Origin of the sequence: Anaerotruncus rubiinfantis, from assembly GCF_900078395.1 — a bacterium.
Classification (GTDB): domain Bacteria; phylum Bacillota; class Clostridia; order Oscillospirales; family Ruminococcaceae; genus Anaerotruncus; species Anaerotruncus rubiinfantis.
Map to the genome: position 1 here is coordinate 831,219 of NZ_FKLA01000009.1, position 25,008 is coordinate 856,226.

Here is a 25,008-nt window from a genome sequence, read left to right on the forward strand (position 1 = left end):
CCGTTTTTATAAGCGCCATAAAAATCGAGCGCGGCCATGGCTTGCGGATTGTTGAGATAGCCGCGAAAAGACGCGACCCCTTCCGGCGGGTACTCCGGCGCCTCAAATTCGAGAAAGACCTCCCAGGCCAACGCCAAAGCAGCGCGCCGGTTTGCGATGATTTTTTGGATTTTCATAAGCGATGCCCCCTTTTGATCTGTTTGTCCCAGTATAGACGTTCCATCGGCCGGATGCAAGCACCGAACGGCAGGAGGCCCCGCCTTCCAGTGGGACCTCCTGCCGTGTTGTGTTTATCAAAAATGAGGGGTCGATCGGAAAAAGGGAGCGGCTGCCGGGCATGGAATAGCGCGGCAGCCGCGGGTGGGAGAACCCGCCCAGGGGCTTTCATGGAATATATAGGAGGCAGATTGGGGCGCTGTATAGGAATTGATCGGTCAGTCCTCATCCTGCAGGGCGTCGTAGCCCTCTTCGCCGGTGCGGACCTTGACTACATTTTCAACGTCGTAAACAAAGATCTTGCCATCTCCGATGTGCCCCGTATAGAGCGCTTTTTTGGCGGCTTCGATGACTGTGCGGACCGGCACTTTGCAGACGATGATCTCCACCTTCATTTTGGGCAGGAGATTCATCTCCATCGGGATGCCGCGGTAATATTCGGTGGAACCCTTCTGCATACCGCAGCCGATGACCTGGGTGACCGTCATGCCGGTCACGCCGATTTCGTTCATCGCGGCCTTGAGCGGTTCGAACCGGTTCTGCCGCGCCACGATCGCGATCTTGGTCATTTTTACATCGGAGGCGAGCTTCCCGGAGGAATCGGAAACCAGCTCGACCGGCACCGCCCGCGCGATGGGGATTTCGCCGGTCGGCGCGTCGGAATCGAAGTCGCGCAGAGAATCGATCGTGGGCATGAAGTCGGCATAGCTGCTGACCAGGCCGTGTTCCTCAATGTCGAGGCCGACGACCTCTTCGTGTTTTGTGACCCGCAGGCCGACCGTATGTTTAATAATCTGGAACACAATGGTCATTGTGACCACGACCCAGGCGATGACCGAAACAACGCCGAGCGCCTGAATGCCTAGATAGTGGAAGCCGCCGCCGTAGGCAAGGCCGCCGTCCAGCGCGAAAACGCCGGTGAGGATGGTGCCGAGCGCGCCGCAGACGCCATGAACGCCGATCGCGCCAACCGGGTCGTCAATTTTGCAGGTCTTGTCGATGAATTCGATACCAAAGACCACCGCGATACCGGCACAGATACCGATGGCTGCGGCGCCCGCAGGTGAAACCGCGTCACATCCGGCCGTGATCGCCACCAGGCCCGCGAGCGAACCATTCAGGGTCATCGAGACGTCCGGCTTTTTGTAACGGAGCCAGGTGAGGATCATGGTGGTGCAGGTCGCGACCGCTGCTGCAAGGTTAGTCGTGACAAAGATGTTGGAAGCGCTCATAAGCGTGTCGTCGCCGGTCATCGAAACGGTCGAGCAGCCGTTGAAGCCGAACCAGCAGAACCACAGGATGAACACGCCGAGCGCGCCAAGGGTGAGGCTGTGCCCGGGAATCGCCTTCGGGGTACCGTCCTTCGCATATTTGCCGAGGCGCGGCCCAAGGATCTTGGCTCCCACGAGCGCCGCGGCGCCGCCGACCATATGTACCGCCGTGGAACCGGCAAAATCATGGAACCCAAGCTGCGCAAGCCAGCCACTGCCCCAGATCCAATGGCCGGAGATGGGATAAATCACCGCGCTGATAATGGCGGAATAGATGCAGTAGGCGGAGAATTTGGTGCGTTCCGCCATCGCGCCGGAAACGATGGTTGCGGCGGTGGCGCAGAAGACCGTCTGGAAGATAATGAACGCGGCGGTTGGGAAGCTTCCGCCAAGGTCGTAGTTCAGGATGAAAGGGTCGAATCCTCCGATGAGAGGGCCGGAACCCGCAAACATCAGGCCAAATCCGACGATCCAGAAAATCGGGGTGCCGATCGAAAAATCCATCAGGTTTTTCATGATGATATTGCCTGCGTTCTTCGCGCGGGTGAATCCGGTTTCGACCATGGCGAAGCCCGCCTGCATGAAGAATACGAGCGCCGCGCCGAGTAGTACCCAAATGGTGTCAACAGATGAAAACATAGAACTTCCTCCTCAAAACAGATCGGGCGCGCATCCCCGGGGACGAACCGGGGATACACGCCCTTGTGCATTTTTCGGGATCTGTGCTTGTGATCTATAAAAAACAGTAAGGGGACAAAGGAATCAGACGCTGAAGAGCAGCGCGCCGTAGGTTGGATACGGCCAGTATTTTTCTCCGACCATGCCTTCGATCTCATCCGCGACCGCGCGCAGTTCCTGCATGGCCGCGAACACATACTGCCGGTAATAGCTGGCGGCCTCCGCTGGATCAGCATAGGTTTTGGCGCCAATCACCGCTTTATCGAGGTTGTCGGCTTTGACATACAGGCAGTTGCAGAGCGAGGAGAGTTTTGAAACCATTTTAATCTCGCTTTCGCAGGTGAGGTCCGGACAGAGGCTGCGCGCCGAAACCGCGGTGTCGCTGAGCCGCTTGATATAGGAATAGGTCGCGGGGAGAATGTCCTTCTTGACCATTTCCAGCATGGTGAGCGCTTCGATGGAAAGCACCTTACAGTAGTTTTCCAGCATGATTTCACACCGGGAGCGCACTTCCTGCCTGGTGAAAATATGGTGCTTTTCGAAAAGCGTCAGATTCTTGTCGGCACAGAAGTAAGGCAGCGCGTCGGCGGTGGAATGCAGGTTCAGAAGGCCGCGGCTTTCCGCTTCTGTGATCCAGGCGTCGTCATATCCGTTGCCATTGAAGATGATCCGCTTATGCTCCTTGATGGTGCGTTTGATCAGACCGCCCAGGGCCGCCTTGAAGTCGGAGGCATTCTCAAGCTCGTCTGCGAACTGCCCGAGTTCCTCCGCGACGATCGTGTTGAGCACGATGTTCGGGCCGGAGATCGAAAGGGTCGAGCCGAGCATCCGGAATTCAAATTTGTTCCCGGTAAAGGCGAACGGGGAGGTTCGGTTGCGGTCGGTGGTGTCCTTGGGGAAGTGCGGCAGGACATCCACGCCGATTTCCATCTCCTCCTTGACCGTCCCGTTATAGGCGCTGCCGCTTTCGATCGCTTTGAGGATTTCAGTCAGTTCGTCGCCCAGGAACATCGAAACAATGGCCGGAGGAGCTTCGTTTGCTCCGAGACGGTGGTCGTTTCCCGCGGTTGCGACCGACAGGCGCAGCAGATCCTGATATTCGTCAACCGCCTTGATGACCGCTGTGAGGAAAAGCAGGAACTGCGCGTTCTCATACGGGGTTTTGCCGGGGTCGAGCAGGTTGACGCCGGTGTTGGTGCTGATCGACCAGTTGTTGTGCTTACCCGAGCCGTTTACGCCGGCGAATGGCTTTTCATGGAGCAGACAGGCCAGCCCGTGGCGGTCGGCAACCTTTTTCATCAGCTCCATTGTGAGCTGGTTGTGGTCGGTGGCAATGTTGGTGTTTGTGAAGATGGGAGCCAGCTCGTGCTGGGCGGGCGCGACCTCGTTGTGCTCGGTCTTTGCAAGGATGCCGAGCTTCCAGAGTTCCTGGTCAAGATCAGCCATGAACTGCGCGACGCGCGGCTTGATCGATCCGAAATAATGGTCCTCCAGCTCCTGGCCCTTGGGCGGCTTCGCACCGAACAGGGTGCGTCCAGTGAAGCGCAGATCCTTGCGCTTCAGATAAAGCTCCTTGTCGATGAGGAAGTATTCCTGCTCCGGGCCGACGGTGGTGAGAACCCGGGTGGCGGTGGTGTTGCCGAAGAGCCTCAGGATGCGCAGCGCCTGGGTATTGATCGCTTCCATCGAACGCAGGAGCGGGGTCTTTTTGTCGAGCGCCTCGCCGCTGTAAGAACAGAAGGCGGTCGGAATGCAAAGAACGTTTTCCTTGATAAAGGCGTAGGAGGTGGGGTCCCAGGCGGTGTAGCCGCGGGCTTCGAAGGTGGCGCGAAGCCCTCCGGACGGAAAGGAGGATGCGTCCGGTTCGCCCTTGATGAGCTCCTTGCCGGAGAACTCCATGATGACATTGCCGTCATCGAGCGGGGAGATGAAGCTGTCGTGTTTTTCCGCCGTGATACCGGTCATCGGCTGGAACCAGTGGGTGAAATGGGTGACGCCCTTTTCGACGGCCCAATCCTTCATTGCGTTTGCGACCACATTTGCAACGGTGATGTCCAGGATCTTGCCTTCGCGGACGGTTTTTTTCAGCGCCCTGTAGGTCTCCTTGGGAAGGCGTTCCTTCATGGTCGCATCGTTAAAAACCATGCTGCCAAAGATGTCCGGTACGGTGCTCATATAAACACAACTCCTTTTTCAAATAGCAACGGCGCCTGCGGACCAAGGTCCACAAGCGCCGTTGCTTTGCATGCTCACAGTATAGACGTGTAAAAAACAGATGTCAAGTATATTTTGCAAGATTTGTGAATGTGTCCTGCAAAATTCGTTCTATAAAGGCTGGAAATGTTTGTTTTATACAACATTTCGGGGAAAGCTGCATTTTTTGATTCAAAATTCTTGACAGTGTGTCCACTTATAAGGTATCATTGCCACATTGGACAAAGACGTTCAGAAAATGGCGCCGCCCGCGCGGCCGCCGTTTTCTGAACGTCTTTTGCGTTAAGCTGTTTATCTGAAATGATGGAGGGACTTTACTATGTTGCAGGAGGATCTGAATCCGCGGCAGCGCGAAGGGGAAATCCGAATCCCTTCCGGCTGTGCCATCAGCGGCATCTTCCAAAAGGACGGCAAACGCGTTTCGGGAGACGCGATCATCCGTTCAATCGCCACCATGCACGACCGTTCGAACGGCTTGGGCGGCGGTTTCGCGGGCTATGGCATCTATCCCGAATATAAGGACGCGTACGCGTTCCATGTCTTTTATGACGACGCTGATGCAAAGGCGGCCTGTGAAAAATACCTGGAAGCGCATTTCGACGTGGTGAACCTTTCGAAAATCCCAGTGCGCAAATCCCGCAGGATTGTGAACGAGCCGCTCATCTGGCGGTATTTTGTCCTGCCGCAGCACAACCGCCTGGCGGACAGCCAGCTTGACGAGGCGGAATACGTCAGCCGCTGCGTCATCCGCGTGAACACCCGGATCGCGGGCGCGTATATCTTTTCCTCCGGCAAGAATATGGGCGTGTTTAAGGCGGTTGGTTTCCCGGAGGACGTGGGCGAATACTACCGGCTTGACGAATACGCGGGCTACTGCTGGACCGCCCACGGACGTTATCCGACCAACACACCCGGCTGGTGGGGCGGGGCGCACCCGTTCGCCATGCTTTCCTATTCGATCGTGCATAACGGCGAGATAAGCTCCTACGACGCGAACCGCCGCTTTATCGAAATGTTTGGTTACAAATGCACCCTGCTCACCGACACCGAGGTCATCACCTATATCATCGACTATCTCGTGCGTAAGCAGGGACTGACACTGGAAGAAATGGCCAGCGTCATCGCCGCGCCCTTTTGGTCGACCATCGCGGGCTACCCGCCTGAAAAGCGGGAGAAATACACCTACCTGCGGAACGCCTTTTCAAGTCTTCTCATCACCGGCCCGTTTTCCATCCTGCTCGGCTTCGACGGCGGCATGATGGCATTAAACGACCGCCTCAAGCTGCGTTCGATGGTCATTGGCGAAAAGGGACAGACGGTCTATGTTGCGAGCGAGGAATGCGCTATCCGCGCACTGGAGCCGGAGCTTGATAAAATCTGGTCGCCGCGCGGCGGCGAACCGGTCATTGTACGGCTTAACGAAGGAGGCGCGCGGTAATGCCTGTGAATTTTCTCTATCCCGAATATGAACTCGTGCGCAATCACGACAAGTGTATCACCTGCCGCGTCTGCGAACGCCAATGCGCGAACGAAGTGACGCGCTATGACGCCGAGCTGGGCCGTATGATCAGCGACGACGCGAAATGCGTCAACTGCCACCGCTGCGTTTCGCTCTGTCCAACCCACGCGATCAAGATTGTGAAGAGCGATCACACCTTCAAACAGAACGCCAACTGGACCGGCGCGGCCATTTCGGCAATTTACCGGCAGGCGGGCACCGGCGGTGTGCTGCTCTCTTCGATGGGAAACCCCGAGCCGTTCCCGGTCTATTGGGACAAGATACTCATCAACGCTTCCCAGGTGACGAATCCGTCGATTGATCCCCTGCGTGAGCCGATGGAAACCAAGACCTTTCTGGGCAAGAAGCCGGACCGTATCGAACGGGATGAGAGTGGGCGGATCGTAAACAACCTCACTCCACAGCTCGAATTGTCGGTTCCGGTCATGTTTTCGGCCATGAGCTACGGTTCGATTTCCTATAACGCGCATGAGAGTCTCGCGCGCGCGGCCTGTGAACTTGGCACCTACTATAATACCGGCGAAGGCGGCCTGCATGAGAATTTCTACCAGTACGGCCCACACACTGTCGTGCAGGTGGCGTCCGGACGGTTTGGCGTACACCGTGACTACCTTGAGGCGGGCGCTGCCATCGAGATCAAGATGGGACAGGGCGCGAAGCCGGGCATCGGCGGGCACCTGCCGGGCGAAAAGATCGTGGGTGACATCTCCTCTACCCGGATGATCCCCGAAGGTTCCGATGCGATTTCACCCGCGCCGCACCACGACATCTATTCGATCGAGGATCTGCGCCAGCTGGTCTATTCCTTAAAGGAAGCTACCGCCTACCAAAAGCCGGTCATCGTCAAGATCGCGGCGGTGCATAACGTCGCGGCCATTGCGAGCGGCGTGGCGCGTTCGGGCGCGGACATCATCGCGATCGATGGTTTTCGCGGGGGCACCGGCGCGGCCCCGACCCGCATCCGAGACAATGTTGGCATCCCGATCGAGCTCGCGCTCGCGGCGGTCGACTCCCGTCTGCGCGAGGAGGGCATCCGCGGAAACGTCTCGGTGGTGGTGGGCGGTTCGATCCGCTCCTCCGCCGATATCGTCAAAGCGGTCGCGCTCGGTGCGGACGCGGTCTACATCGCGACCTCGGCACTGCTCGCGCTCGGGTGCCACCTCTGCCGCAGCTGCCAGGCGGGCCGCTGCAACTGGGGCATCGCAACCCAGCGTCCGGAGCTGGTCAAACGTCTGAACCCGGACATCGGCTATAAGCGCTTGGTCAATCTTGTCACCGCCTGGGATCATGAGATCAAGGAGATGATGGGCGGAATGGGCATCAATTCGATTGAGGCGCTGCGGGGCAACCGGCTGATGCTGCGCGGCATTGGACTCACCCAGAAGGAGCTTGACATCCTCGGCATCAGACACGCCGGCGAATAAGCGCGTCTATGAAAGTTTCGAAAGCCTTCTCAAAGGCTGCGGGGCTCCGGAACGGAGCCCTGGTTGCACGACGTGGCGCGCGGAAGCCTTCTTGGGCCCGCAGGCCCCACTTTAAACACATTTTTTCTTTGGTTCTTTCTTTTTTGCGGGAGAAAAAAGAAAGAAAATGGATTGAGAAAACCGAGGGGATAGGAGCTGGGTTATGAAACGGATCTATGTCAACGAAAAGTGGTGCCTCGGGTGCCATCTGTGCGAATACTACTGCGCGTTCGCCAACTCCGGGCAGGACGATATGGTGAAGGCGCTCAAGGATATCACGATCAACCCGCGCATCCAGATCGAACAGCGTGGGAACATCAGCTTCGCGGTTTCCTGCCGCCACTGCGACGAACCGCTCTGCGTCAAGGGCTGTATCACCGGCGCGCTCACCATTGAGGGCGGAGTCATCACCATCGGGCAGGAAAAATGCGTGGGCTGTTACACCTGCATCATGTCCTGCCCGTATGGCGCCATTATGCCGTCAAGCGACCACCGCGCGATCCAGAAATGCGAGCTCTGCACCAAAAACAATGCGGGAGAGCCTGCCTGCGTCAAGGGATGCCCAAACAAGGCGATTGTGTATGAAGAGAGGGGCGCGCGTGGATGAAATATGTCATCATCGGAAATTCGGCGGCGGCCGTCGGCGCGGTCGAAGCGATCCGTACCCGAGACCAGGACGGCCTGATCACAGTGGTCGCGAAGGAGCCGCACCACGTCTATTCCCGGCCGCTCATCTCCTACCTGCTGCGAGGGGAAACCGACGGGGAGCGGATGAAATACCGCCCGGACGACTTCTATATAAAAAACGGCGTGCAGGCCCTTCTTGGCGAGTCCGCCTGCGCCATCGACCCGGATAAAAAGGAGGTGGCGCTCAAAAGCGGTGGGAAACTTCTTTATGATAAGCTCCTTGTTGCCGCTGGTTCGCAGCCGTTTGTGCCGCCGGTGCAGGGCGCGGCAAAGGTGAAACGGAAATTTACCTTCCTGTCGCTTGACGACGCGCGCGCCTTACATCAGGCGCTGTTCCCCGAGGCGCGGGTGCTGATTCTGGGCGCAGGGCTCATAGGCCTCAAGTGTGCCGAGGGTATTGCGGACAAGGCTGCTTCAGTCACAGTGGTTGACCTGGCCGACCGGGTACTGCCGTCGATCCTCGACGAACGCGGTTCCGAGATCATGCGCCGCCACATCGAGGCACAGAATGTGGATTTTCGTCTTTCGGACAGCATCGCTTCGCTCACCGGGGACACCGCGCTTTTAAAAAGCGGGGAGGTGATCCCGTTCGACATTCTCGTATTCGCGGTGGGCGTGCGCCCGAACACTGATTTGGTGCGCGCAGCGGGCGGCGCGGTGAACCGCGGTGTCGTCACCGACACCCGCTGCTGCACCACTCTGCCGGACGTCTACGCGGCAGGCGACTGCGCCGAAAGCCACGACATCACCACCGGCATAGACCGGGTGCTGGCGCTTTGGCCAAATGCCTACATGCAGGGCGAATGCGCGGGACTCAATATGGCGGGCGGCGACAGGATATTCGACCGCGCCATGCCGATGAACGCGATTGGCTTCTTCGGCCTGCATATCATCACGGCGGGCAGTTGCGAAGGCGAAAGCTGTGTTTTCGAGCAGGACGGAAGTTACAAACGGCTGGTCATCCGGGACGGAAAGCTGGTGGGCTATATCCTGATCGGCGCGGTGGAGCGCGCGGGTATCTACACCGCGCTTATCCGCGATCGCACGCCGCTCAACTCGATCGATTTTGAGCTGATTAAGGAAAAACCGCAGCTGATGGCCTTTTCGAAAATGGACCGCCTGCGCAAACTGGGGGGACTGGATTGATGAAAATCACGGTTGGAAATATGAACTTTCAGGAGCTGAACGAAAAAATCCGAGCAAGCGCCGACCGGCAGATCCGGCTTGAAAACTGTATTGGGCAGCGGTATATTGCAAGCGGGCTTGCAGATCGGGAAATATACATCACCGGCGTGCCGGGCAATGCCCTGGGTGCGTATCTCAGCGGCGGATCGATCACGACCGCTGGAAACGCACAGGACGCGGCCGGCGACACAATGAACGGCGGCGAGATCGTCATCCATGGTTCTTGCGGCGACGGTAGCGGTTATGGAATGCGCGGCGGCAGAATCTATATCCATGGCAATGTTGGTTACCGGGCGGGCATCCATATGAAGGCCTATCGGGAAAAGCTGCCGGTCATGGTGATCGGCGGGGTAGCGGGAAGCTTTTTGGGGGAATATCAAGCAGGCGGACTGATTGTTGTGCTGGGGCTTGGGAGAAGCGCGGATACGCCGATTACCGGTTATTTCTGCGGCACCGGGATGCACGGCGGAAAGATCTTTCTGCGGTGCGCCGCCCCGCCGGCCAGCCTGCCTGATCGGATTCTTGTGCGGGAAGCGGCCGCCCAGGATCTTGCGGAAATTGAACCATACGTCACCGAATTCTGCAAAAAATTTGGTGAGGACCGCGCGGAGATTTTGGACAGCCGGTTTTATGTCCTGACCCCGGACAGCAAGAATCCATATAAACAGCTTTATACCTATAATTAAACGTGGTACAATAAAATTGCAGGAAACCGATTACAGAAAGAAAGCGGCGTATGGTTTGGAAGGGGTTTGGTTATGGATTATACAATGAACGAAGTGCTGCGGTTTGTTGAAGAAAATGATGTAAAGTTTGTGCGTCTGGCCTTCTGCGATATCTTTGGCACGCTTAAAAATATTTCGATCATGGCGAACGAATTGGAGCGCGCATTCCAGCAGGGAATCGGTTTCGACGCTTCGGCAGTCGAAGGGTTCATGAACGTGGAGGAAAGCGATCTGCTCCTCTTCCCGGATCCGGGCACATTGGCAGTGCTGCCATGGCGGCCCGCGCAGGGGCGGGTTGTGCGGTTTTACTGTGACATCCGGCATCCGGACGGCCGTCCGTTCGCAGGGGATGGCCGGAGTATCCTCAAAAACGCGGTGGCAAAAGCCGCCGCGGCCGGATATGAGGTGCGTGTCGGCGCGGAATGTGAATTCTATCTGTTCCAGATGGATGAACACGGCGAACCCACCAACATCCCGCACGATCAGGGCGGCTATCTCGATATTGCGCCGCTTGACCGCGGGGAGAATGTCCGGCGGGAAATCTGCCTGACGCTGGAGGAGATGGGGATCTATCCGGAAAGTTCCCACCATGAGCAGGGACCGGGCCAGAATGAGATCGATTTCCGCTATTCGGACGCGCTCTCCTGCGCGGACAATTTCATCACCTTCAAATCGGTGGTGCGCACCATCGCCGCGCGCGACGGGCTGTTCGCGTCGTTCATGCCCAAGCCGTTCCCGGACAAGAGCGGAAGCGGCATGCACATCAACCTGTCGCTTTTTAAAGATGGGATCAACCTGTTCACCAACCGGGGGAATTTCCACAGCCCGGTCGCACATAGCTTTATTGCGGGCGTGATGCGCCGCATTCCGGAGATCACCCTGTTTCTCAATCCGACGGCCAACTCCTACCGCCGGCTCGGCGCCTTTGAGGCGCCCGCCTATGTGAGCTGGTCGCGGGAGAACCGCTCCCAACTCATCCGTATCCCGGCGGCGGACGGGGAATACGCCCGGTTCGAACTGCGTTCGCCCGATCCGCAGTGTAACCCGTACCATGCGTTCGCGCTGCTGATGGAAGCGGGTTTGGAGGGCGTGCGGGAAGGCCTGCCGCTGCCTGAACCGTTGAATCTGAACCTGTATGCCGCGCCCGCCGCGCTGCTTGCGCAATGTGAAAAGTTGCCGGGTGATCTGGGGGAAGCGGTGGAAAAAGCGGCGTCCAGCGCTTTCGTGTCACGGGCGCTGCCTCAGGAGACGGTGGAGAAACTGGTCTGTGTGCGGAAGAAGGAATGGCGGGACTGTCAGGCCGCTGCCGACCGGGATGGTTTCGAGTGGAGGCATTCGTTTGACCGGCTGTAAAATAGGGGCGGATTGCTCTTTGGAGGGGTGACGGCATGGAAAGCGTTTTTATCGTATCCAGTTCCCAGCAGGCGGCCGATCTGCTCAGCGGCCTGCTGGGGACAGCGGGATACCGCCAGACAGCTTATGCAAAGTCCGGCGCTGAAGCGCGCCGGATGCTGATCGATAACGATTTTGGCCTCATCCTGGTAAATACGCCGCTGACGGATGAATTCGGGCATGAACTGGCCATTTCGGTTTCTCAGATGACCACGGCGGGGGTCATGCTGCTTGTGAAAAACGAAAATGCGGACGAAGTATCAGCCAGGGTGGAGGATTATGGTGTGCTGGTCGTGGCAAAACCGGTCATCCGGCCGCTCTTCTTTCAGGCGCTCAAGCTGGTGAGCGCGGCGCGCAACCGGATCGTGGGTCTGCAGAGCGAAAACGTCAGACTGCAGAGCAAGATTGAAGAGATCCGCTTGGTCGACCGCGCGAAGTGCGCGCTCATCCAATACCTCAATATGACCGAACCGCAGGCTCACCGATACATCGAAAAGCAGGCAATGGATATGCGCACCACCCGCCGCGAAATCGCGCAGAACATTTTAAAAACCTACGAGGTGTAAAAGAACAATATAAGGGGCGCCGGCTAAAGCCGGCGCCCCTTATACATTGCGAAAAATCAGAATATCATGTCTTTTGCAAGCTGGAACAGCACCTGCTGGACTTCAAGGATCGGCTCGCAGTCAACAAATTCATTTGGCTTGTGGCAGACCCCCAGGTCGCCCGGTCCGAAGGACATCGTATTCGGATTCGAGAGCGAACCCGCGATGACCGCGGCGTCGGTATAGCAGGAGAAGAAATTGATGACCGGCTCCTCACCCAGCACCTTCCGATAAGCATCTATGGCCGCGTTGTAGAGTTTTGCATCCGGATCGCGCTCGATCGGGGGCCGCTGAGCAATGATGTCATAAGTGACTTTTACGCCCTTGACAACCGCCTCGGCGTCCGCGATCGCCTCATCGAGGATGCGGATGGCATCCTGTGGGGTGGTCGGCGGGGAGAGACGCACATCAATGCACAGATCTACCTGATCGGAAACGACGTTCGTGTTGATGCCGCCCGCTATGGTGCCGAACGCAACCGTGGAATCACCCAGCTCCGGATGGCTCGGGAACCGTTCGATTCGCTCGCGGAATCCGTGGATCACTTCGCCCATTGCCGCGATGGCATCGATTCCCTGCCACGGGGTGGAAGCGTGAGCGGCGCGGCCCTGCGCGTGGATTTTAAACCAGATCTTGCCCTTGTGGGCGACAATAATTTCCTTTTTGGTGGGTTCCTGGTCGGCGACCCAGCTGTCCGCCCGGACCCATCCGCTGGTCATCGACTGTTCCGCGCCGGTCATGACGTTGCCCTCCTCGTCGAACGAGGCAATGAACACAAAGGAGTGCTTCGGCTTTTTACCCATCTCGGCGAGCGATTTGAGGGTCATCATGGCGCAGGCCATGCCCGATTTCATGTCGCATGCACCGCGGCCGTAAATTTTCCCGTCGATGATCTGGGCGGCGTAGGGATCACAGTTCCAGCCTTCGCCCTCGGGGACGACATCCATGTGCGAGATGTAGACGAGATTCGGATGCTCGATTTCACCCGGGAGATGGGCGATGACGTTGAATCGCTTGGGATCCGCCGGATACGGATCGCGAAAGACTTCCACACCCGGCAGTTTGGAGCACCAATCGTAGATGAAATTTCCAACTTCGGTTTCATAAACGCCAGGGTTTGTGCTCTTGTGGCGCACCAGCTGTTGGGTCAGCTGGATGACCTCATAGTCCGCGTAATTTTTCATAGTCAGACACCTTCCTTACAAAAAATATCTCCGAAAATATCCACCTCTATGATACAACTCTTTGTCTGCAAGGTCAATTTTTTCGGGTGTTTTCTACGAAAAATTGGTATATAGGACGATTGGAGTTGGTACAGATGTGCAATAGCCTGATCGGATTTTTTGAAAGTGCGGCTTGACAGAAAATTTTTAAAGTGATATATTTATCTCATAAGATACAAATAAATCACATTGGAGGAATCTGTATGAAGCTTCCGCGCCTTTCCATCGTCCGTTCCAAACAGGTGGAGCTCATCTGCACCGGCACGATCGGCGCTCTGCTGCTCTACGCCGGGCTGCCGATTGAAAAACCCGCATGGACCATGCTGTTCGTCATGCTGTTTGCGCTGCTCGCCGGACTGGGAATCGTCCTGGAGGTCCTCATTCCGAAGGAGAAATCGGACGAACGGGCCAGGAAAAACGAAGCGCAGGCGGATGCCCTGGTATTTAACCTGGTCTATATTGCCGCTGCCGTGGTTACGCTGCTCACGCTTGGCGAGGTCAGCCTCTCAATCACCTCCACCGAAGTGATCTACTGCTTTGTGGCCATGGGGATCCTGCGCAGCGGTGTCTTTCTCTACTATGAGCGGTTCGGGGAGTAAGGCATGCTGAAGACGAAGATACGCGAACTGCGGGCACGCGCCGGGATGGAACAGGGGGAGCTTGCGCGGCTGGTACAGGTGCGCAGGGAAACGATCGGCCGGCTGGAAAAAGGACAGTACAACCCCTCCCTCAAGCTTGCGATGGATATTGCGCGGGTGTTCGGCAAGACGGTGGAGGAGATTTTTACCTTCACCGAAGGACCGGAAAAATAATTCCCCGGCGGGACAGAAGTCCCGCCGGGGAGAAGAGGGGGAATAGAAAGGGGATATCAATAATTTTGAGCGCGCACCTGGAACCATGCCTGTGGTTTCTCGCAGACCGGACACATCTTGGGCGCTTCGGGTCCCTCGAAGATATGGCCGCAGTTGAGGCAGATCCAGGTGACCTGCTGCGGCTTTTTGAATACCATCTGGTTCTTGACATTCTGGAGCAGCGTTTCATAGCGTTCCATATGCTCTTTTTCCACTTGGCCAACCAGTGAGAACAGCGCGGCGATCTTGTCGAAGCCTTCGGCTTTGGCTTCCTCGGCAAAGGTTTTGTACATCTCTTCCCATTCGTAACGCTCGCCGTTGGCGGCGTCCTGCAGGTTCACATCGGTGGCGGGCATGCTTTCATGCACCAGCTTGAACCAGATTTCAGCGTGTTCCTTTTCATTATTCGCGGTCTCCTCGAAAATGCGGCCGATCTGTTCAAAACCATCCTGTTTGGCTTTGGCAGCATAGAAGGTGTATTTGTTGCGGGCCTGGCTTTCGCCGGCAAACGCGGCAAGCAGATTGGCTTCGGTTTTGGAACCTTTGAGAACTTTCATATCCATAAAACTCCTTTGTCAGAATCTTTATGGATAGTTTCGCCCAAAAAAACCCGCTTCATACAATGAAGCGGGTTTTTTTTACCGTTATTCCTGCAAATTTTCCACAGCGTCGGCGGCTCCGTCCATCCAGTCGCCTTCAAACAGCTCGACAACGCCTTTATCCACGACCTGTGCGATGTCGGGATTGATCGGCAGCTTCGCAAGCACCTTGAGCCCATGCTGCGCGGCGATTGCATCGATGTGGCTCTCGCCGAAAATCTGAATCTTTTTGCCGCAGTCGGGACACTCGACATAGCTCATATTTTCCACAATACCGAGAATCGGGATTTTCATCATGTCGGCCATCTTGACCGCCTTTTCCACGATCATCGAAACCAGTTCCTGCGGGGAGGCCACCACAATGATCCCATCGAGCGGGATCGACTGGAAAACGGTGAGCGGCACATCTCCGGTTCCGGGCGGCATATCAACAAACAGGTAATCCACATCGTTCCAGATCACATCGGTCCAGAACTGTTTGACCACGCCGGCAATGGCCGGACCGCGCCAGATGACAGGATCGCTCTCGTTCTCAAGCAGCAGATTGATCGAGATAACGTCGATGCCGGTTTTGCTCTTGACCGGGTAGATCCCCTCCGGACCGCCTTCGGCGCGTTCATGCAGGCCGAACGCCTTGGGGATCGACGGGCCGGTGATATCCGCGTCCATGATTGCGGTGTTGTAGCCGCGGCGGTTGAGGAGCACCGCGAGCATCGAGGTGACAAGGGACTTGCCGACGCCGCCCTTACCGCTCACCACGCCAATTACCTTGCGGATACAGCTCAGTTCATGGGGCTTTTCGAGGAAATCCTCCGGCTTCATCTGCCGCTCGCTGCAGTTTTGGCTGCAGGATTCACAATTGTGGTTACATTCGCTCATTTAACAGTACATCTCCTTTTGGAGTATTATCCACACGAATATTAGTATATTGCGCCCTGGACGGTTTGTCAAATCGAAAATCGGCCTTCACAATGCGGTTGCAGGATTGCTTCCAGCGTTTCGCGCGGGAGCTCCCGGATGGGGCGGATGGGTTCAGGCTGTGGTTCATATGGCGCGATCTGCTTTTCAAACCAGACAACGTCGCGCCATGCACCGCACTTGAAGCCCGTGTTCCGGAAAAAACCAGCCCGGGTAAAGCCCATCGAGAGATGCAGCTTTTCGCTTTTCAGGTTTGGCTGGGTGACCACACCGTAAACCGTTTTGATATTCTGCAGCTTCAAAACTTCCATTAAAACCCCATATAATTTCCGACCGAGTCCTTTTGATGTGACGGACGGGTCAAGGTAGATCGAAAGTTCGGCGTTCCACTGGTATGCTTCCCGCTCCATCTGCCGGTGGGCGTAAGCATATCCGACGGCCCGCCCGCCTTCCTCGCAGACCAGGTAAGGATATACGCTGGAAATGGATGCAATCCGCTCGGAAAACGCCTGCTCGGTGGGGAGGGTGTATTCAAAGGTGATTGTGGTTTCGATATACTGCGCATAGATGCGCAGCAATGCCGCGGCGTCATCGGGGGCGGCAAACCGGATTTTCATGAGAATTCCTCCTGGAGATTTCTGGCTTTTATCTTAACACGAAGCGGCGGTCTTGACAAGGCGCGCATGGGAAAAGAGAAGGCGTGAAATGATTGCACATTTCACGCCGTACTGATAAAATAGAAGGGAACGCTCAGGAAGGATCGGGCTGTGCCGCCGGGGCGGCCGGAAAGAGCCGCCAGCGTTCACAGCACAGACAGATGAGATGCTTTTTGAACCAGCCCGCACAGGTCCCCACTGTCAGAGCGGCGACCAGCGTGCCTTCCCGCACGCCCGAAATATGATGCATCGCCAGAAGCGAAATGAGGATCGCCAGGATCACAAGCGTGACATCGCAGCCGGTTTTCGCCTTGCCGAACGCGACGCCCCACTTTTGAGAAATCGCCTTGGCCATCCCGTCCGCCGGGAGGATGAGCGCGTCCGCGACCACCTCAACCGCCACACCGAACCCCAGCGCCGCACATCCGAGCAGAAGCATTGCGATTTGGGACAGATAATTTGGCAGAGGGACTGCGCGCAGAAAATACATATTCAGATCGATCCCGGCGCTGAATACGAGCGTCGCGGGAAGCTGCAGCAGCTGGGTCAGCTCGAAATCCCGCCGGAGGATCGCCGCCTGCACGCCAAGCATCACGATGTTGGTGAGCAGGGTGAAGGTGCCAAGCGACAGCGGGAAGAGAAAGGTGAGCACATAGGCGAGCGAGGAAATCGGGGAGGTGCCGAGCCCCGCGCGGGTGACCAGCGCGACGCCGGCCGCGCAGAAATAAAGCCCGGCGAAAAAGACGGCATAACGACGGAAAAGCTGGGAACGAAGCATTTCAACACCACTAACTAATGTTTTTTATCTCTAAAAAATATTTTTATTAAACTTGTCCGTCTTTATTTTACCACGCCAAAGCAGAAAATAGCAACGAAATAATGACCAAAAAAACCGAAAAAATTTTAATGAAATTGCGAATGTCAAACGGATGGAAAGGAGGCGCGGGATGGATCGGACCATTTTGCACTGCGACTGCAACGGCTTTTACGCATCGGTGGAATGTATCCTGCGTCCCGAATTGCGCGAGACCCCGATGGCGGTCTGCGGAGACCCGGAAAGCCGCCATGGGATCATCCTGGCCAAAAACGAGCTGGCCAAGCGTTATCAGATTCAAACCGCCGAAACGGTCTGGCAGGCCAGGCGCAAATGTCCAGGCCTTACGCTGGTGGCGCCTCATCGGGATCAGTATCAGAAATATTCACGGCTGGTCAACGCGATCTATGCGCGCTATACCGATCAGATCGAGCCGTTCGGCATTGATGAGAGCTGGCTGGATGTGACCGGCAGCCGCGGGCTTTTCGGGGACGGCAAAACCATCGCGGATGAGATCCGGCGGGTGGTGCGCGCCGAACTTGGTCTCACGGTGTCGGTCGGGGTCAGCTTCAATAAGATATTCGCCAAACTCGGCAGCGATTACAAAAAGCCGGACGCCACCACCATTATCAGCCGGGAGAATTTCCGGGAGATCGTTTGGCCGCTGCCAGTGACCGATCTGCTCTATGTGGGAAAAGCTGCGGCGCAGATCCTCCGGCAGGTTGGCATCACCACAATTGGGGAACTGGCGAAAGCCGACCGGGAGGCGCTTTCAAAACGCCTTGGGAAGATGGGTGAGACACTGCACGACTATGCCTGTGGGTTGGAGGACAGCCCGGTGCGCCCGGCGGATGAAGCGCGGGAGATGAAATCGGTCGGAAACGGCATGACTTATAAGCGCAACCTGCACGGGATGGCAGATATCCGGCTTGGCGTACTCACGCTGGCAGATGAGGTTGCCGCCCGGCTGCGGCGCCACGGCATGAAATGCAGGACGGTGGTGGTGACCATCCGCGACCCGGATTTTAAAACAATCACCCGGCAGCGTCCGCTTGAAAAGGCAAGTCATCTGGGCAAAGAACTGTCCGACGCGGCGCTTGCGATTGTCCGGGAGTCGTGGGATCTGCGCAGACCGATCCGGATGCTGACCATCACCGCCGCAAATCTGGTGGAGGATGGGTTGGAAACCGAACAGCTGAGCTTTTTCACTCCGCAGCAGGATGAGCAGGCACGCGAAAAGCAGGAAAAGCTGGAGAACGCGGTGGATGGTATCCGTGACAAATTCGGTAAGAGCGCGATCAGCCGGGCCGGGGTACTCGGCAACGATCTGGGGATCGACCGGCACCGGGAGCTGCCGGAGGGATACAAGGGCCCCTGACCGCGGGATCGATGGGCCGAAAAAGCGTCTTGGGAAACGGCGGGACAGCCGTTTCCCAAGACGCTTTGCAGGTTGCGGTTATTCAGCCGCTTCAGTGTCTTTTCAGCTTGCAGATGGCCTGCGTCATCGTGCCCATCGGACACCAGACGCACCAGGAGCGCGGTTTCCAGAGCAGCATGCTTACCATCCCGAGGATGGTGGAGGTGAGCATCAAGCTGTAAAAACCAAAAGCGAACTGCGCCACCCACGGTGTGACCGCAGTTCCCTGGTAGGCAAAATGCCAGGGCAGCCGGAAGGTCCAGAGCAGGGTGACCGTTTCATGCAGGTTCCGGCTGCCTGAAAATACCAGCCAGGTGGAAAAAAGCATGTTGATAAACATCAAAAGGAAAAAAGTCAAAAAGCCGTAGCGCCACCATTTGGCTCCGATCCAGCCGGGGGTGGGGCGGTTGCGGGACAGGCGGCTGCCAAGCAGTTCGAAGAGCTGGCCGCGCCCGCAGTAACGATTGCAGTACCCTTTTGAACCGCCGAAAACCGCGAAGCCAAGCGGCACCAGAAAACAGATCATTCCCAGCCACGCGAACAGGATGTTGAAAAACCCGAGCGCCAGATAAACGGCAGATGCGACCCAGAGAAAATCGTACCATTTTTTGGATTTTTTCACGCGGTTTCCACCTCCTTGACAGCGATTGCCCCGGCAGGACAGATTTTGGCGCACCTGCCGCACCCGATACAGAGCGCTTCACTGATTGTGGCGACGATGCCGCGCGGAACCGAAAGGGACGCGCACGGGCAGATTTTGATGCAGGCGCCGCAGGCTACGCACCGATCCGGATTGATATTGGCCAGCCGTTTTGCCATGAGATGACTCCCCTTTTCTTTATGCTGAAACCAGCATACCACAGCCTATGCCCTCATTTCTGTGACCAGGTCACAGAAATGAGGAGCGGCCCGCTTCGGAGATCTAATCTGAAGCGGGCCGCTTTTTATAGAAAGCGCGTGTAATCCGCGCCGTTGACTTTTTGGCCTGTCCAACCCGCCGGACCGGTATTCCGACCATCCGGCGGATGAACAGTGATAATCATAAATCCATGGCTTTTGCGGACAGCCAAGGATTGTATCCGCATGTTTGGCGGCAAATGATGGTTGTGATGAGAGGGATAAAATGGTATCACGCTTAAAAAAGAGAGTTTTCAGGGTTATTGCTGCATCGGCATCACCGGCCCTTTCCTTTGGTGTGATTACAGTATAGCGGGACTCTATGAAGCCCGTTTGAAGAATTTTTGACTTTTAACGGGGAAAAATCTGACTAAACTGTTTCGTAAAATTGAACGTTGGACGGATTGCCCAAATATAAAGAGAAATATTCATCGCTTTGACGAATTTTACGTGGATTTTACAGAGCTGAGCTTGTGACTTTACAATGTAAAACTATAATAGCACTCGTACAAAAGAGAATCTGTACGACAAAACAGCAATGAATTTTACATGAAATAAGAAAGGTGAAAAACTATGAAAAGAATTCTTGGCATAACACTTGCGGCAATGATGTCCCTTTCGCTGCTCGCCGGATGCGGCGGCTCCGATGAGCCTTCTTCGAGCACCGCCCCCGCGGCGCCCGCTTCCTCCGCAGCCCCGGCTTCTTCCGAAGCGCCCAAAGGTATGGAAGGCCCGATCACCGTTGTCTCCCGGGAACCCGGTTCCGGTACCCGCGGCGCGTTTATCGAATTGATGGGCATTGAGGAGAAGGGCGCGGACGGTACAAAGACCGACCACACCACTCAGGATGCGGTTATTGCCAGCCAGACCAACGTGGTTATGACCAACGTCGCGGGCGACCCGAACGCGATCGGTTACATCTCCCTCGGTTCGCTCAATGACACCGTGAAAGCGGTCAATGTTGACGGCGTGGAAGCGAACGCCGAAAATGTCAAAGCCGGCACCTATAAGGTCGCGCGTCCCTTTAACATCGCCACCAAAGGCGAGCCCACTGGCCTTGCGAAGGATTTCATCGACTTCATCATGTCAAAAGAAGGCCAGCAGATCGTAGTTGACGCCGGCTACATCGCGGTTGCGGATGACGCCGCCGCCTATGCGGGTGACAAGCCCCAGGGCCGTCTGGTCATCGCTGGATCCTCCTCGGTTTCCCCGGTTATGGAAAAGCTGGCCGAAGCCTACAAAGCGGTCAATGCCGGCGCTGAGATCGAACTGCAGACCAGTGACTCCACTGCGGGCATGACCGCCGCGATCGACGGCACCTGCGACATCGGCATGGCTTCCCGCGGGCTCAAAGATACCGAATCCGCCGAGCTTGTCGGCCTGGCGATTGCAAACGATGGCATCGCGGTTGTGGTTTCTCCGGAAAATCCGGTTGAGAACCTGACCAGTGAGCAGATCAAAGGCATCTTCACCGGCGAAATCATCGACTGGGCCGACGCCCAGTAAACAGGACCAACCTCCTGTGTCCGGCCGCCGTGGGAGCGACGGCGGCCGGACACCCTCGAAAGAATTCCTCTGAAAGCGAGCGCTTTTTTTCTTTTCTTTCCTTCCGAAAAGGGGCGGACAAAAATCCGCCCCTTTTCCCAAAGCGGCGGCCAAAATCCGGAAAGGGTGTTACAATGAACAAATTCAAAGAAAAAGCGATGGAGATCCTCTTTTTGATCTGTGCACTGGCTTCGATCATCGCGGTGCTGCTGATCTGTCTGTTCCTTTTTGCGAACGGCCTGCCCGCGATGGCAAAGATCGGCGTGTTCGACTTCCTGCTCGGAGAAAAATGGGCGCCGTCCGATGTGCCCGCATCTTTTGGGATCTTCCCAATGATCCTGGGCAGCATCTATGTGACCGCCGGAGCAATCCTGATCGGCGTGCCGGTTGGAATCCTCACAGCCATCTATCTCGCATATTTCTGTCCCAAAAAGCTGCATGCGGTTTTAAAACCCGCGGTGGAACTGATGGCGGGCATCCCTTCGATCGTCTACGGCTTCTTTGGAATGGTCGTACTGGTGCCGGAAATCCGCACCATTGGACGGGCGCTCCAGCAGGCGGGCGTCTTTCGGAAGGTGGATAACGGAGGCAGCATCCTGACCGCTTCGATCCTGCTGGGTATCATGATCCTGCCCACCATCATCGGCGTGTCAGAATCCGCCCTGCGCGCTGTGCCGGGCAGTTATTATGAAGGCGCGCTGGCGCTTGGCGCGACCCATGAGCGCGCCGCTTTCTTCGCGGTTCTTCCAGCGGCAAAATCCGGTATCCTGGCGGGTATCGTGCTGGGCATCGGCCGGGCGATTGGCGAAACGATGGCGGTCGTGATGATCGCGGGCAACCAGCCGCGCATACCGCAGAATATTTTTCAGGGGGTGCGCACTCTGACGGCGAACATCGTGCTGGAGATGGGCTACGCCGCCGAGCTGCACCGGGAAGCGCTGATTGCGACCGGCGTAGTGCTGTTTGTATTCATCCTGCTCATCAATCTGACTTTCTCGGTGCTCAAAAGGAGGATGGGATAAATGGCGGGACAGAAAGACGCGGTCCGGGGGATCAACCGGGTCGGCATTGCCCGAAAATGCAAGGACTATCTGGCGCATCCGCTCTCGCTGCTCCTCTTTTTGCTGGTGACGCTTGCGGCGGTCATCACGGTATTCGTCCTCTTTTACATCATCGTTTATATCCTGGCCAAGGGCGTCCCTTACCTAACGCCCTCCCTTTTTGAGCTCACCTACACCTCGGAGAACGTTTCACTCTTTCCTGCGATCGTCACAACGGTGCAGATGACCTTTCTTTCGCTGCTCATTGCCGCGCCGCTTGGGATCTTCACGGCCGTTTACCTGGTGGAATATGCCAAACGCGGCAACAAGGTGGTCGAACTGGTGCGGATCACCTCCGAAACCCTCTCCGGAATCCCTTCGATCGTCTATGGGCTTTTTGGCATGCTCTTTTTCGTCACAGCGCTGCACTGGAGTTTCTCGCTCATCGCGGGCGCCTGCACGCTGGCAATCATGATCCTGCCGCTCATCATGCGCACCACCGAGGAAGCGCTCAAATCGGTGCCCGATTCCTTCCGCGAGGCCAGCTTCGGGCTTGGCGCGGGGAAACTTCGCACGGTCTTTAAAATTGTACTGCCGTCCGCAGTGCCGGGTATCCTGGCGGGTATCATCTTGGCTATCGGGCGCATTGTCGGCGAGACCGCCGCGCTCATCTACACAGCCGGCACGGTGGCGCAGATCCCCGGATCGCTGATGGCGTCCGGACGCACGCTGGCCATCCATATGTACGTGCTCTCAAGCGAAGGGCTCCACACAAACGAGGCTTACGCCACGGCGGTCGTTCTGCTGGTGACCGTCCTGCTGATCAACACGCTGTCCGCGGTAATCGCGAAACGACTGACAAAGGGGTAATATCCATGAACGGTATCAAATTTGCAATCGAGGATCTCGACCTTTATTACGGCGATTTTAAGGCGCTCAAGGATATCAACCTGCGGCTTCGGGAAAAGACGATCACCGCTTTTATCGGGCCTTCCGGCTGCGGGAAGTCCACCCTGCTCAAATCCCTTAACCGGATGAACGATCTGGTGGAGGGCTGCCGGATCACCGGGAAGGTGACGCTTGACGGGGAGGATATCTATGGAGATATGGACATCAATACGCTGCGCAAGCGGGTCGGCATGGTCTTTCAGAAGCCAAACCCGTTCCCGATGAGCGTCTACGACAATATCGCATATGGCCCGCGCACCCATGGAATCCGCTCAAAGGGCAAGCTCGACGAGATCGTCGAACAGAGCCTGCGTTCCGCCGCGATTTGGGACGAACTCAAGGACCGGCTCAAAAAATCGGCGCTCGGGCTTTCGGGCGGCCAGCAGCAGCGGCTTTGCATCGCCCGCGCGCTGGCGGTCGACCCGGAGGTTCTTTTGATGGACGAACCGACCAGCGCGCTCGATCCGATTTCCACTTCTAAAATCGAGGACCTTGTGTTAGAATTGAAGCAGAAATACACGATCATTATCGTGACCCACAATATGCAGCAGGCCACGCGCATCTCGGACGAGACGGCGTTCTTCCTGCTCGGCGAGGTGGTTGAGTTCTGCGACACCGAGCGGATGTTCTCGATGCCGGGAGACAAGCGAACCGAAGATTACATCACCGGCCGGTTCGGATGAGAAAACTGGAAAAGGGGAAAAGCCATGAGAAACCGTTTTGACAAGGAACTGGAACTTTTAAATACCGAACTGATTAAGATGGGCCAGCTTGTGGAAAGCGCCATCCGTGACGCGGTCAAAGCGCTTCTGGAAAAGGATCTCGCGCTTGCGAAAAAAGCGATTCAGTTCGATTCCGAAGTGGATGAAAAGGAAAAGGAGATTGAACACCGCTGCATGAAACTGCTTTTGCAGCAGCAGCCGGTCGCCGCCGACCTGCGGCTCATCTCCACCGCGCTCAAAATGATCACCGATATGGAACGCATCGGTGACCAGGCGCAGGATATCTCGGAAATCACCATCCGGCTCATCAATGAGGAATATATCGACTCGCTCGAGCACATCCCGCAGATGGCCGAGGCGACCATCAAAATGGTCACAGAAGCGATCGACGCCTTCGTCAGCCGCGACATGGCGCTCGCACAGGCGGTCATCGAATATGACGATGTGGTGGATAATCTCTTCATCGAGGTGAAGGACGACCTGATCCGCCTCATCCGCCAGGACCCGGCGAATGGCGAACAGGCGATCGACCTCATCATGGTGGCGAAATATTTTGAGCGGATCGGCGATCATGCGACGAATATTGCCGAATGGGTGGTCTTTTCGATCACCGGCGAGCATGTCGGGGACCATCCGGTCGATTAAACCCGGATGGCCGCCTTTGGCGGCAGATGGCGCTGGAAGCCCGCGGAGCGGGCGGATCACATGAGCAAAGGAGTTTATGCGGTATGGCAGGGACACGCATTTATCTGGTGGAAGACGACGAGAGCATCCGGGAACTGATCCTGTACGCCCTCACGAGCAGCGGGTTTGAAGCGCAGGGCTTTGACTGTGCCGAACCCTTTTGGGTGGCGGTGAAACAGCGCTCCCCGGGACTGGTGCTGCTGGACATCATGTTGCCGGGCGATGACGGCCTTGCCATCCTGCGCCGCTTGAAGGAGTCCGGCGGCACGTCGCAGGTGCCAGTGATCATGCTGACCGCAAAGGCCACCGAATACGACAAGGTGAAGGGGCTTGACCTCGGTGCGGACGATTACATAACCAAACCGTTCGGGGTTATGGAACTGATCTCACGCATTCGGGCGGTGCTGCGCCGCGTGAAACCCGAGGAGAATATCGCGCTTGTTTCCTGCGGGGGGATCACCCTCGATGAGGAGCGGCGCACCGTCACCTCACAGGGGGAGCCGGTTACGCTGACCTATAAGGAATTTGAGCTGCTCAGTTACCTTCTGCGCAATGAGGGGATTGTGCTCACCCGGGAAAAGATCATGGAACGGGTGTGGGGATTTGATTATGAAGGCGAAAGCCGCACGGTGGATATGCATATCAAATCGCTGCGGCAGAAGCTCGGCGCATGCGGCGCGCTGATCCAAACCGTGCGCGGCGTGGGTTATAAGGTTTCGGTTTAAGAAAGACAGGGGGA

25 protein-coding genes are annotated in these 25,008 nt (G+C 56.8%); 16 read left to right on the forward strand and 9 right to left on the reverse strand.

What is annotated here, in order from left to right; genetic code table 11:
- Nucleotides 1-434: 434 nt before the first annotated feature.
- Entirely contained in the window at nt 435-2,126 is a 1,692-nt protein-coding gene (locus tag BN4275_RS09565) for an ammonium transporter (protein ID WP_066457316.1), read from the reverse strand.
- 123 nt (nt 2,127-2,249) lie between these two features.
- Entirely contained in the window at nt 2,250-4,340 is a 2,091-nt protein-coding gene (locus BN4275_RS09570) for a glutamine synthetase III family protein (protein ID WP_066457317.1), read from the reverse strand.
- A 358-nt stretch (nt 4,341-4,698) separates the two neighbouring features.
- Here BN4275_RS09570 and BN4275_RS09575 point away from each other — a divergent pair, with 358 nt between their 5' ends.
- The 7 genes from BN4275_RS09575 (at nt 4,699) to BN4275_RS09605 (ending at nt 11,916) form a co-directional block, all read left to right on the forward strand.
- Nucleotides 4,699-5,817 carry a class II glutamine amidotransferase gene (locus BN4275_RS09575; RefSeq protein ID WP_066457318.1) on the forward strand — a complete coding sequence of 373 codons (1,119 nt, stop codon included), beginning with the start codon at nt 4,699-4,701 and terminating at the stop codon, nt 5,815-5,817.
- On the forward strand, nt 5,817-7,322 hold the full coding sequence (locus BN4275_RS09580; RefSeq protein WP_066457320.1) for a glutamate synthase-related protein: 1,506 nt from the start codon (nt 5,817-5,819) through the stop codon (nt 7,320-7,322). Before BN4275_RS09575 ends, BN4275_RS09580 begins: the two co-directional genes overlap by 1 nt.
- Before the next feature lie 202 nt (nt 7,323-7,524).
- Nucleotides 7,525-7,968 (forward strand): 4Fe-4S dicluster domain-containing protein, encoded by a 444-nt coding sequence (locus BN4275_RS09585; RefSeq protein ID WP_066457322.1) that lies wholly within the window; start codon nt 7,525-7,527, stop codon nt 7,966-7,968.
- Nucleotides 7,965-9,194 carry an NAD(P)/FAD-dependent oxidoreductase gene (locus BN4275_RS09590; RefSeq protein WP_066457324.1) on the forward strand — a complete coding sequence of 410 codons (1,230 nt, stop codon included), beginning with the start codon at nt 7,965-7,967 and terminating at the stop codon, nt 9,192-9,194. The genes BN4275_RS09585 and BN4275_RS09590 overlap by 4 nt, the downstream gene beginning before the upstream one ends.
- Complete coding sequence (locus BN4275_RS09595; RefSeq protein ID WP_066457330.1) at nt 9,194-9,919, forward strand: GltB/FmdC/FwdC-like GXGXG domain-containing protein; 726 nt, start codon at nt 9,194-9,196, stop codon at nt 9,917-9,919. The genes BN4275_RS09590 and BN4275_RS09595 overlap by 1 nt, the downstream gene beginning before the upstream one ends.
- Nucleotides 9,920-9,991: 72 nt before the next feature.
- Nucleotides 9,992-11,311: a glutamine synthetase family protein gene (locus BN4275_RS09600; protein ID WP_066457331.1), complete on the forward strand. Its 1,320-nt coding sequence runs from the start codon at nt 9,992-9,994 to the stop codon at nt 11,309-11,311.
- A 35-nt stretch (nt 11,312-11,346) separates the two neighbouring features.
- On the forward strand, nt 11,347-11,916 hold the full coding sequence (locus BN4275_RS09605) for an ANTAR domain-containing response regulator (protein ID WP_066457333.1): 570 nt from the start codon (nt 11,347-11,349) through the stop codon (nt 11,914-11,916).
- Nucleotides 11,917-11,972: 56 nt separating this feature from the next.
- Here the strand turns inward: BN4275_RS09605 and BN4275_RS09610 are convergent, their stop codons facing one another.
- A complete protein-coding gene (locus tag BN4275_RS09610) occupies nt 11,973-13,139 on the reverse strand; it encodes a M20 family metallopeptidase (RefSeq protein ID WP_066457335.1) in 1,167 nt (388 codons plus the stop codon).
- A 242-nt stretch (nt 13,140-13,381) separates the two neighbouring features.
- Here BN4275_RS09610 and BN4275_RS09615 point away from each other — a divergent pair, with 242 nt between their 5' ends.
- Nucleotides 13,382-13,777, forward strand: coding sequence for a hypothetical protein (locus BN4275_RS09615; protein ID WP_066457337.1), 396 nt, complete (start codon nt 13,382-13,384; stop codon nt 13,775-13,777).
- A gap of 3 nt (nt 13,778-13,780) precedes the next feature.
- Nucleotides 13,781-13,990, forward strand: a complete 210-nt coding sequence (locus BN4275_RS09620) for a helix-turn-helix transcriptional regulator (protein ID WP_066457339.1) — start codon at nt 13,781-13,783, stop codon at nt 13,988-13,990.
- Nucleotides 13,991-14,046: 56 nt separating this feature from the next.
- Here the strand turns inward: BN4275_RS09620 and rbr are convergent, their stop codons facing one another.
- From rbr to BN4275_RS09640, 4 genes are all read right to left on the reverse strand, one after another.
- A complete protein-coding gene (gene rbr / locus BN4275_RS09625) occupies nt 14,047-14,586 on the reverse strand; it encodes a rubrerythrin (RefSeq protein ID WP_066457342.1) in 540 nt (179 codons plus the stop codon).
- A gap of 87 nt (nt 14,587-14,673) precedes the next feature.
- A complete protein-coding gene (locus tag BN4275_RS09630) occupies nt 14,674-15,507 on the reverse strand; it encodes an Mrp/NBP35 family ATP-binding protein (protein WP_066457346.1) in 834 nt (277 codons plus the stop codon).
- A 68-nt stretch (nt 15,508-15,575) separates the two neighbouring features.
- Nucleotides 15,576-16,163: a GNAT family N-acetyltransferase gene (locus BN4275_RS09635; RefSeq protein WP_066457350.1), complete on the reverse strand. Its 588-nt coding sequence runs from the start codon at nt 16,161-16,163 to the stop codon at nt 15,576-15,578.
- Nucleotides 16,164-16,296: 133 nt separating this feature from the next.
- Nucleotides 16,297-16,980 carry a YczE/YyaS/YitT family protein gene (locus BN4275_RS09640; RefSeq protein WP_066457353.1) on the reverse strand — a complete coding sequence of 228 codons (684 nt, stop codon included), beginning with the start codon at nt 16,978-16,980 and terminating at the stop codon, nt 16,297-16,299.
- A gap of 169 nt (nt 16,981-17,149) precedes the next feature.
- Between BN4275_RS09640 and dinB the strand changes: the two genes are divergently transcribed.
- Nucleotides 17,150-18,394: a DNA polymerase IV gene (dinB, locus tag BN4275_RS09645; protein WP_066457356.1), complete on the forward strand. Its 1,245-nt coding sequence runs from the start codon at nt 17,150-17,152 to the stop codon at nt 18,392-18,394.
- A gap of 91 nt (nt 18,395-18,485) precedes the next feature.
- Here the strand turns inward: dinB and BN4275_RS09650 are convergent, their stop codons facing one another.
- Nucleotides 18,486-19,055, reverse strand: a complete 570-nt coding sequence (locus BN4275_RS09650) for a hypothetical protein (protein WP_066457358.1) — start codon at nt 19,053-19,055, stop codon at nt 18,486-18,488.
- Nucleotides 19,052-19,252, reverse strand: a complete 201-nt coding sequence (locus BN4275_RS09655) for a 4Fe-4S binding protein (protein ID WP_066457360.1) — start codon at nt 19,250-19,252, stop codon at nt 19,052-19,054. Before BN4275_RS09655 ends, BN4275_RS09650 begins: the two co-directional genes overlap by 4 nt.
- A 651-nt stretch (nt 19,253-19,903) precedes the next feature.
- Here BN4275_RS09655 and BN4275_RS09660 point away from each other — a divergent pair.
- The 6 genes from BN4275_RS09660 to BN4275_RS09685 all read left to right on the forward strand — a co-directional run bounded on the left by BN4275_RS09660 (nt 19,904) and on the right by BN4275_RS09685 (nt 24,994).
- A complete protein-coding gene (locus BN4275_RS09660) occupies nt 19,904-20,836 on the forward strand; it encodes a substrate-binding domain-containing protein (protein ID WP_066457362.1) in 933 nt (310 codons plus the stop codon).
- A gap of 173 nt (nt 20,837-21,009) precedes the next feature.
- Complete coding sequence (gene pstC / locus BN4275_RS09665) at nt 21,010-21,897, forward strand: phosphate ABC transporter permease subunit PstC (protein ID WP_066457364.1); 888 nt, start codon at nt 21,010-21,012, stop codon at nt 21,895-21,897.
- Nucleotides 21,898-22,785: a phosphate ABC transporter permease PstA gene (pstA, locus tag BN4275_RS09670; protein WP_066457370.1), complete on the forward strand. Its 888-nt coding sequence runs from the start codon at nt 21,898-21,900 to the stop codon at nt 22,783-22,785.
- A 5-nt stretch (nt 22,786-22,790) separates the two neighbouring features.
- The gene (gene pstB, locus BN4275_RS09675) at nt 22,791-23,546 is read left to right on the forward strand and encodes a phosphate ABC transporter ATP-binding protein PstB (RefSeq protein ID WP_066457372.1); all 756 of its coding nucleotides are present in this window, start codon (nt 22,791-22,793) and stop codon (nt 23,544-23,546) included.
- Between the two features lie 24 nt (nt 23,547-23,570).
- The gene (phoU, locus tag BN4275_RS09680; RefSeq protein WP_066457374.1) at nt 23,571-24,230 is read left to right on the forward strand and encodes a phosphate signaling complex protein PhoU; all 660 of its coding nucleotides are present in this window, start codon (nt 23,571-23,573) and stop codon (nt 24,228-24,230) included.
- Between the two features lie 83 nt (nt 24,231-24,313).
- Nucleotides 24,314-24,994, forward strand: coding sequence for a response regulator transcription factor (locus tag BN4275_RS09685; protein WP_066457379.1), 681 nt, complete (start codon nt 24,314-24,316; stop codon nt 24,992-24,994).
- The last annotated feature ends 14 nt before the right edge of the window (nt 24,995-25,008 follow it).

What these genes read in the sequence shown, in the direction of transcription:
- BN4275_RS09565 (WP_066457316.1), bottom strand. Translation starts at nt 2,126, where the DNA reads ATGTTTTCATCTGTTGACACCATTTGGGTACTACTCGGCGCGGCGCTC.
- BN4275_RS09595 (WP_066457330.1), top strand. Translation starts at nt 9,194, where the DNA reads ATGAAAATCACGGTTGGAAATATGAACTTTCAGGAGCTGAACGAAAAA.
- BN4275_RS09630 (WP_066457346.1), bottom strand. Translation starts at nt 15,507, where the DNA reads ATGAGCGAATGTAACCACAATTGTGAATCCTGCAGCCAAAACTGCAGC.
- BN4275_RS09655 (WP_066457360.1), bottom strand. Translation starts at nt 19,252, where the DNA reads ATGGCAAAACGGCTGGCCAATATCAATCCGGATCGGTGCGTAGCCTGC.
- BN4275_RS09590 (WP_066457324.1), top strand. Translation starts at nt 7,965, where the DNA reads ATGAAATATGTCATCATCGGAAATTCGGCGGCGGCCGTCGGCGCGGTC.
- BN4275_RS09570 (WP_066457317.1), bottom strand. Translation starts at nt 4,340, where the DNA reads ATGAGCACCGTACCGGACATCTTTGGCAGCATGGTTTTTAACGATGCG.
- BN4275_RS09660 (WP_066457362.1), top strand. Translation starts at nt 19,904, where the DNA reads ATGAAAAGAATTCTTGGCATAACACTTGCGGCAATGATGTCCCTTTCG.
- BN4275_RS09575 (WP_066457318.1), top strand. Translation starts at nt 4,699, where the DNA reads ATGTTGCAGGAGGATCTGAATCCGCGGCAGCGCGAAGGGGAAATCCGA.
- phoU (WP_066457374.1), top strand. Translation starts at nt 23,571, where the DNA reads ATGAGAAACCGTTTTGACAAGGAACTGGAACTTTTAAATACCGAACTG.
- BN4275_RS09635 (WP_066457350.1), bottom strand. Translation starts at nt 16,163, where the DNA reads ATGAAAATCCGGTTTGCCGCCCCCGATGACGCCGCGGCATTGCTGCGC.
- BN4275_RS09620 (WP_066457339.1), top strand. Translation starts at nt 13,781, where the DNA reads ATGCTGAAGACGAAGATACGCGAACTGCGGGCACGCGCCGGGATGGAA.
- BN4275_RS09605 (WP_066457333.1), top strand. Translation starts at nt 11,347, where the DNA reads ATGGAAAGCGTTTTTATCGTATCCAGTTCCCAGCAGGCGGCCGATCTG.
- BN4275_RS09685 (WP_066457379.1), top strand. Translation starts at nt 24,314, where the DNA reads ATGGCAGGGACACGCATTTATCTGGTGGAAGACGACGAGAGCATCCGG.
- rbr (WP_066457342.1), bottom strand. Translation starts at nt 14,586, where the DNA reads ATGAAAGTTCTCAAAGGTTCCAAAACCGAAGCCAATCTGCTTGCCGCG.
- BN4275_RS09610 (WP_066457335.1), bottom strand. Translation starts at nt 13,139, where the DNA reads ATGAAAAATTACGCGGACTATGAGGTCATCCAGCTGACCCAACAGCTG.
- BN4275_RS09585 (WP_066457322.1), top strand. Translation starts at nt 7,525, where the DNA reads ATGAAACGGATCTATGTCAACGAAAAGTGGTGCCTCGGGTGCCATCTG.
- BN4275_RS09600 (WP_066457331.1), top strand. Translation starts at nt 9,992, where the DNA reads ATGGATTATACAATGAACGAAGTGCTGCGGTTTGTTGAAGAAAATGAT.
- dinB (WP_066457356.1), top strand. Translation starts at nt 17,150, where the DNA reads ATGGATCGGACCATTTTGCACTGCGACTGCAACGGCTTTTACGCATCG.
- BN4275_RS09615 (WP_066457337.1), top strand. Translation starts at nt 13,382, where the DNA reads ATGAAGCTTCCGCGCCTTTCCATCGTCCGTTCCAAACAGGTGGAGCTC.
- BN4275_RS09640 (WP_066457353.1), bottom strand. Translation starts at nt 16,980, where the DNA reads ATGCTTCGTTCCCAGCTTTTCCGTCGTTATGCCGTCTTTTTCGCCGGG.
- pstB (WP_066457372.1), top strand. Translation starts at nt 22,791, where the DNA reads ATGAACGGTATCAAATTTGCAATCGAGGATCTCGACCTTTATTACGGC.
- pstC (WP_066457364.1), top strand. Translation starts at nt 21,010, where the DNA reads ATGAACAAATTCAAAGAAAAAGCGATGGAGATCCTCTTTTTGATCTGT.
- BN4275_RS09580 (WP_066457320.1), top strand. Translation starts at nt 5,817, where the DNA reads ATGCCTGTGAATTTTCTCTATCCCGAATATGAACTCGTGCGCAATCAC.
- pstA (WP_066457370.1), top strand. Translation starts at nt 21,898, where the DNA reads ATGGCGGGACAGAAAGACGCGGTCCGGGGGATCAACCGGGTCGGCATT.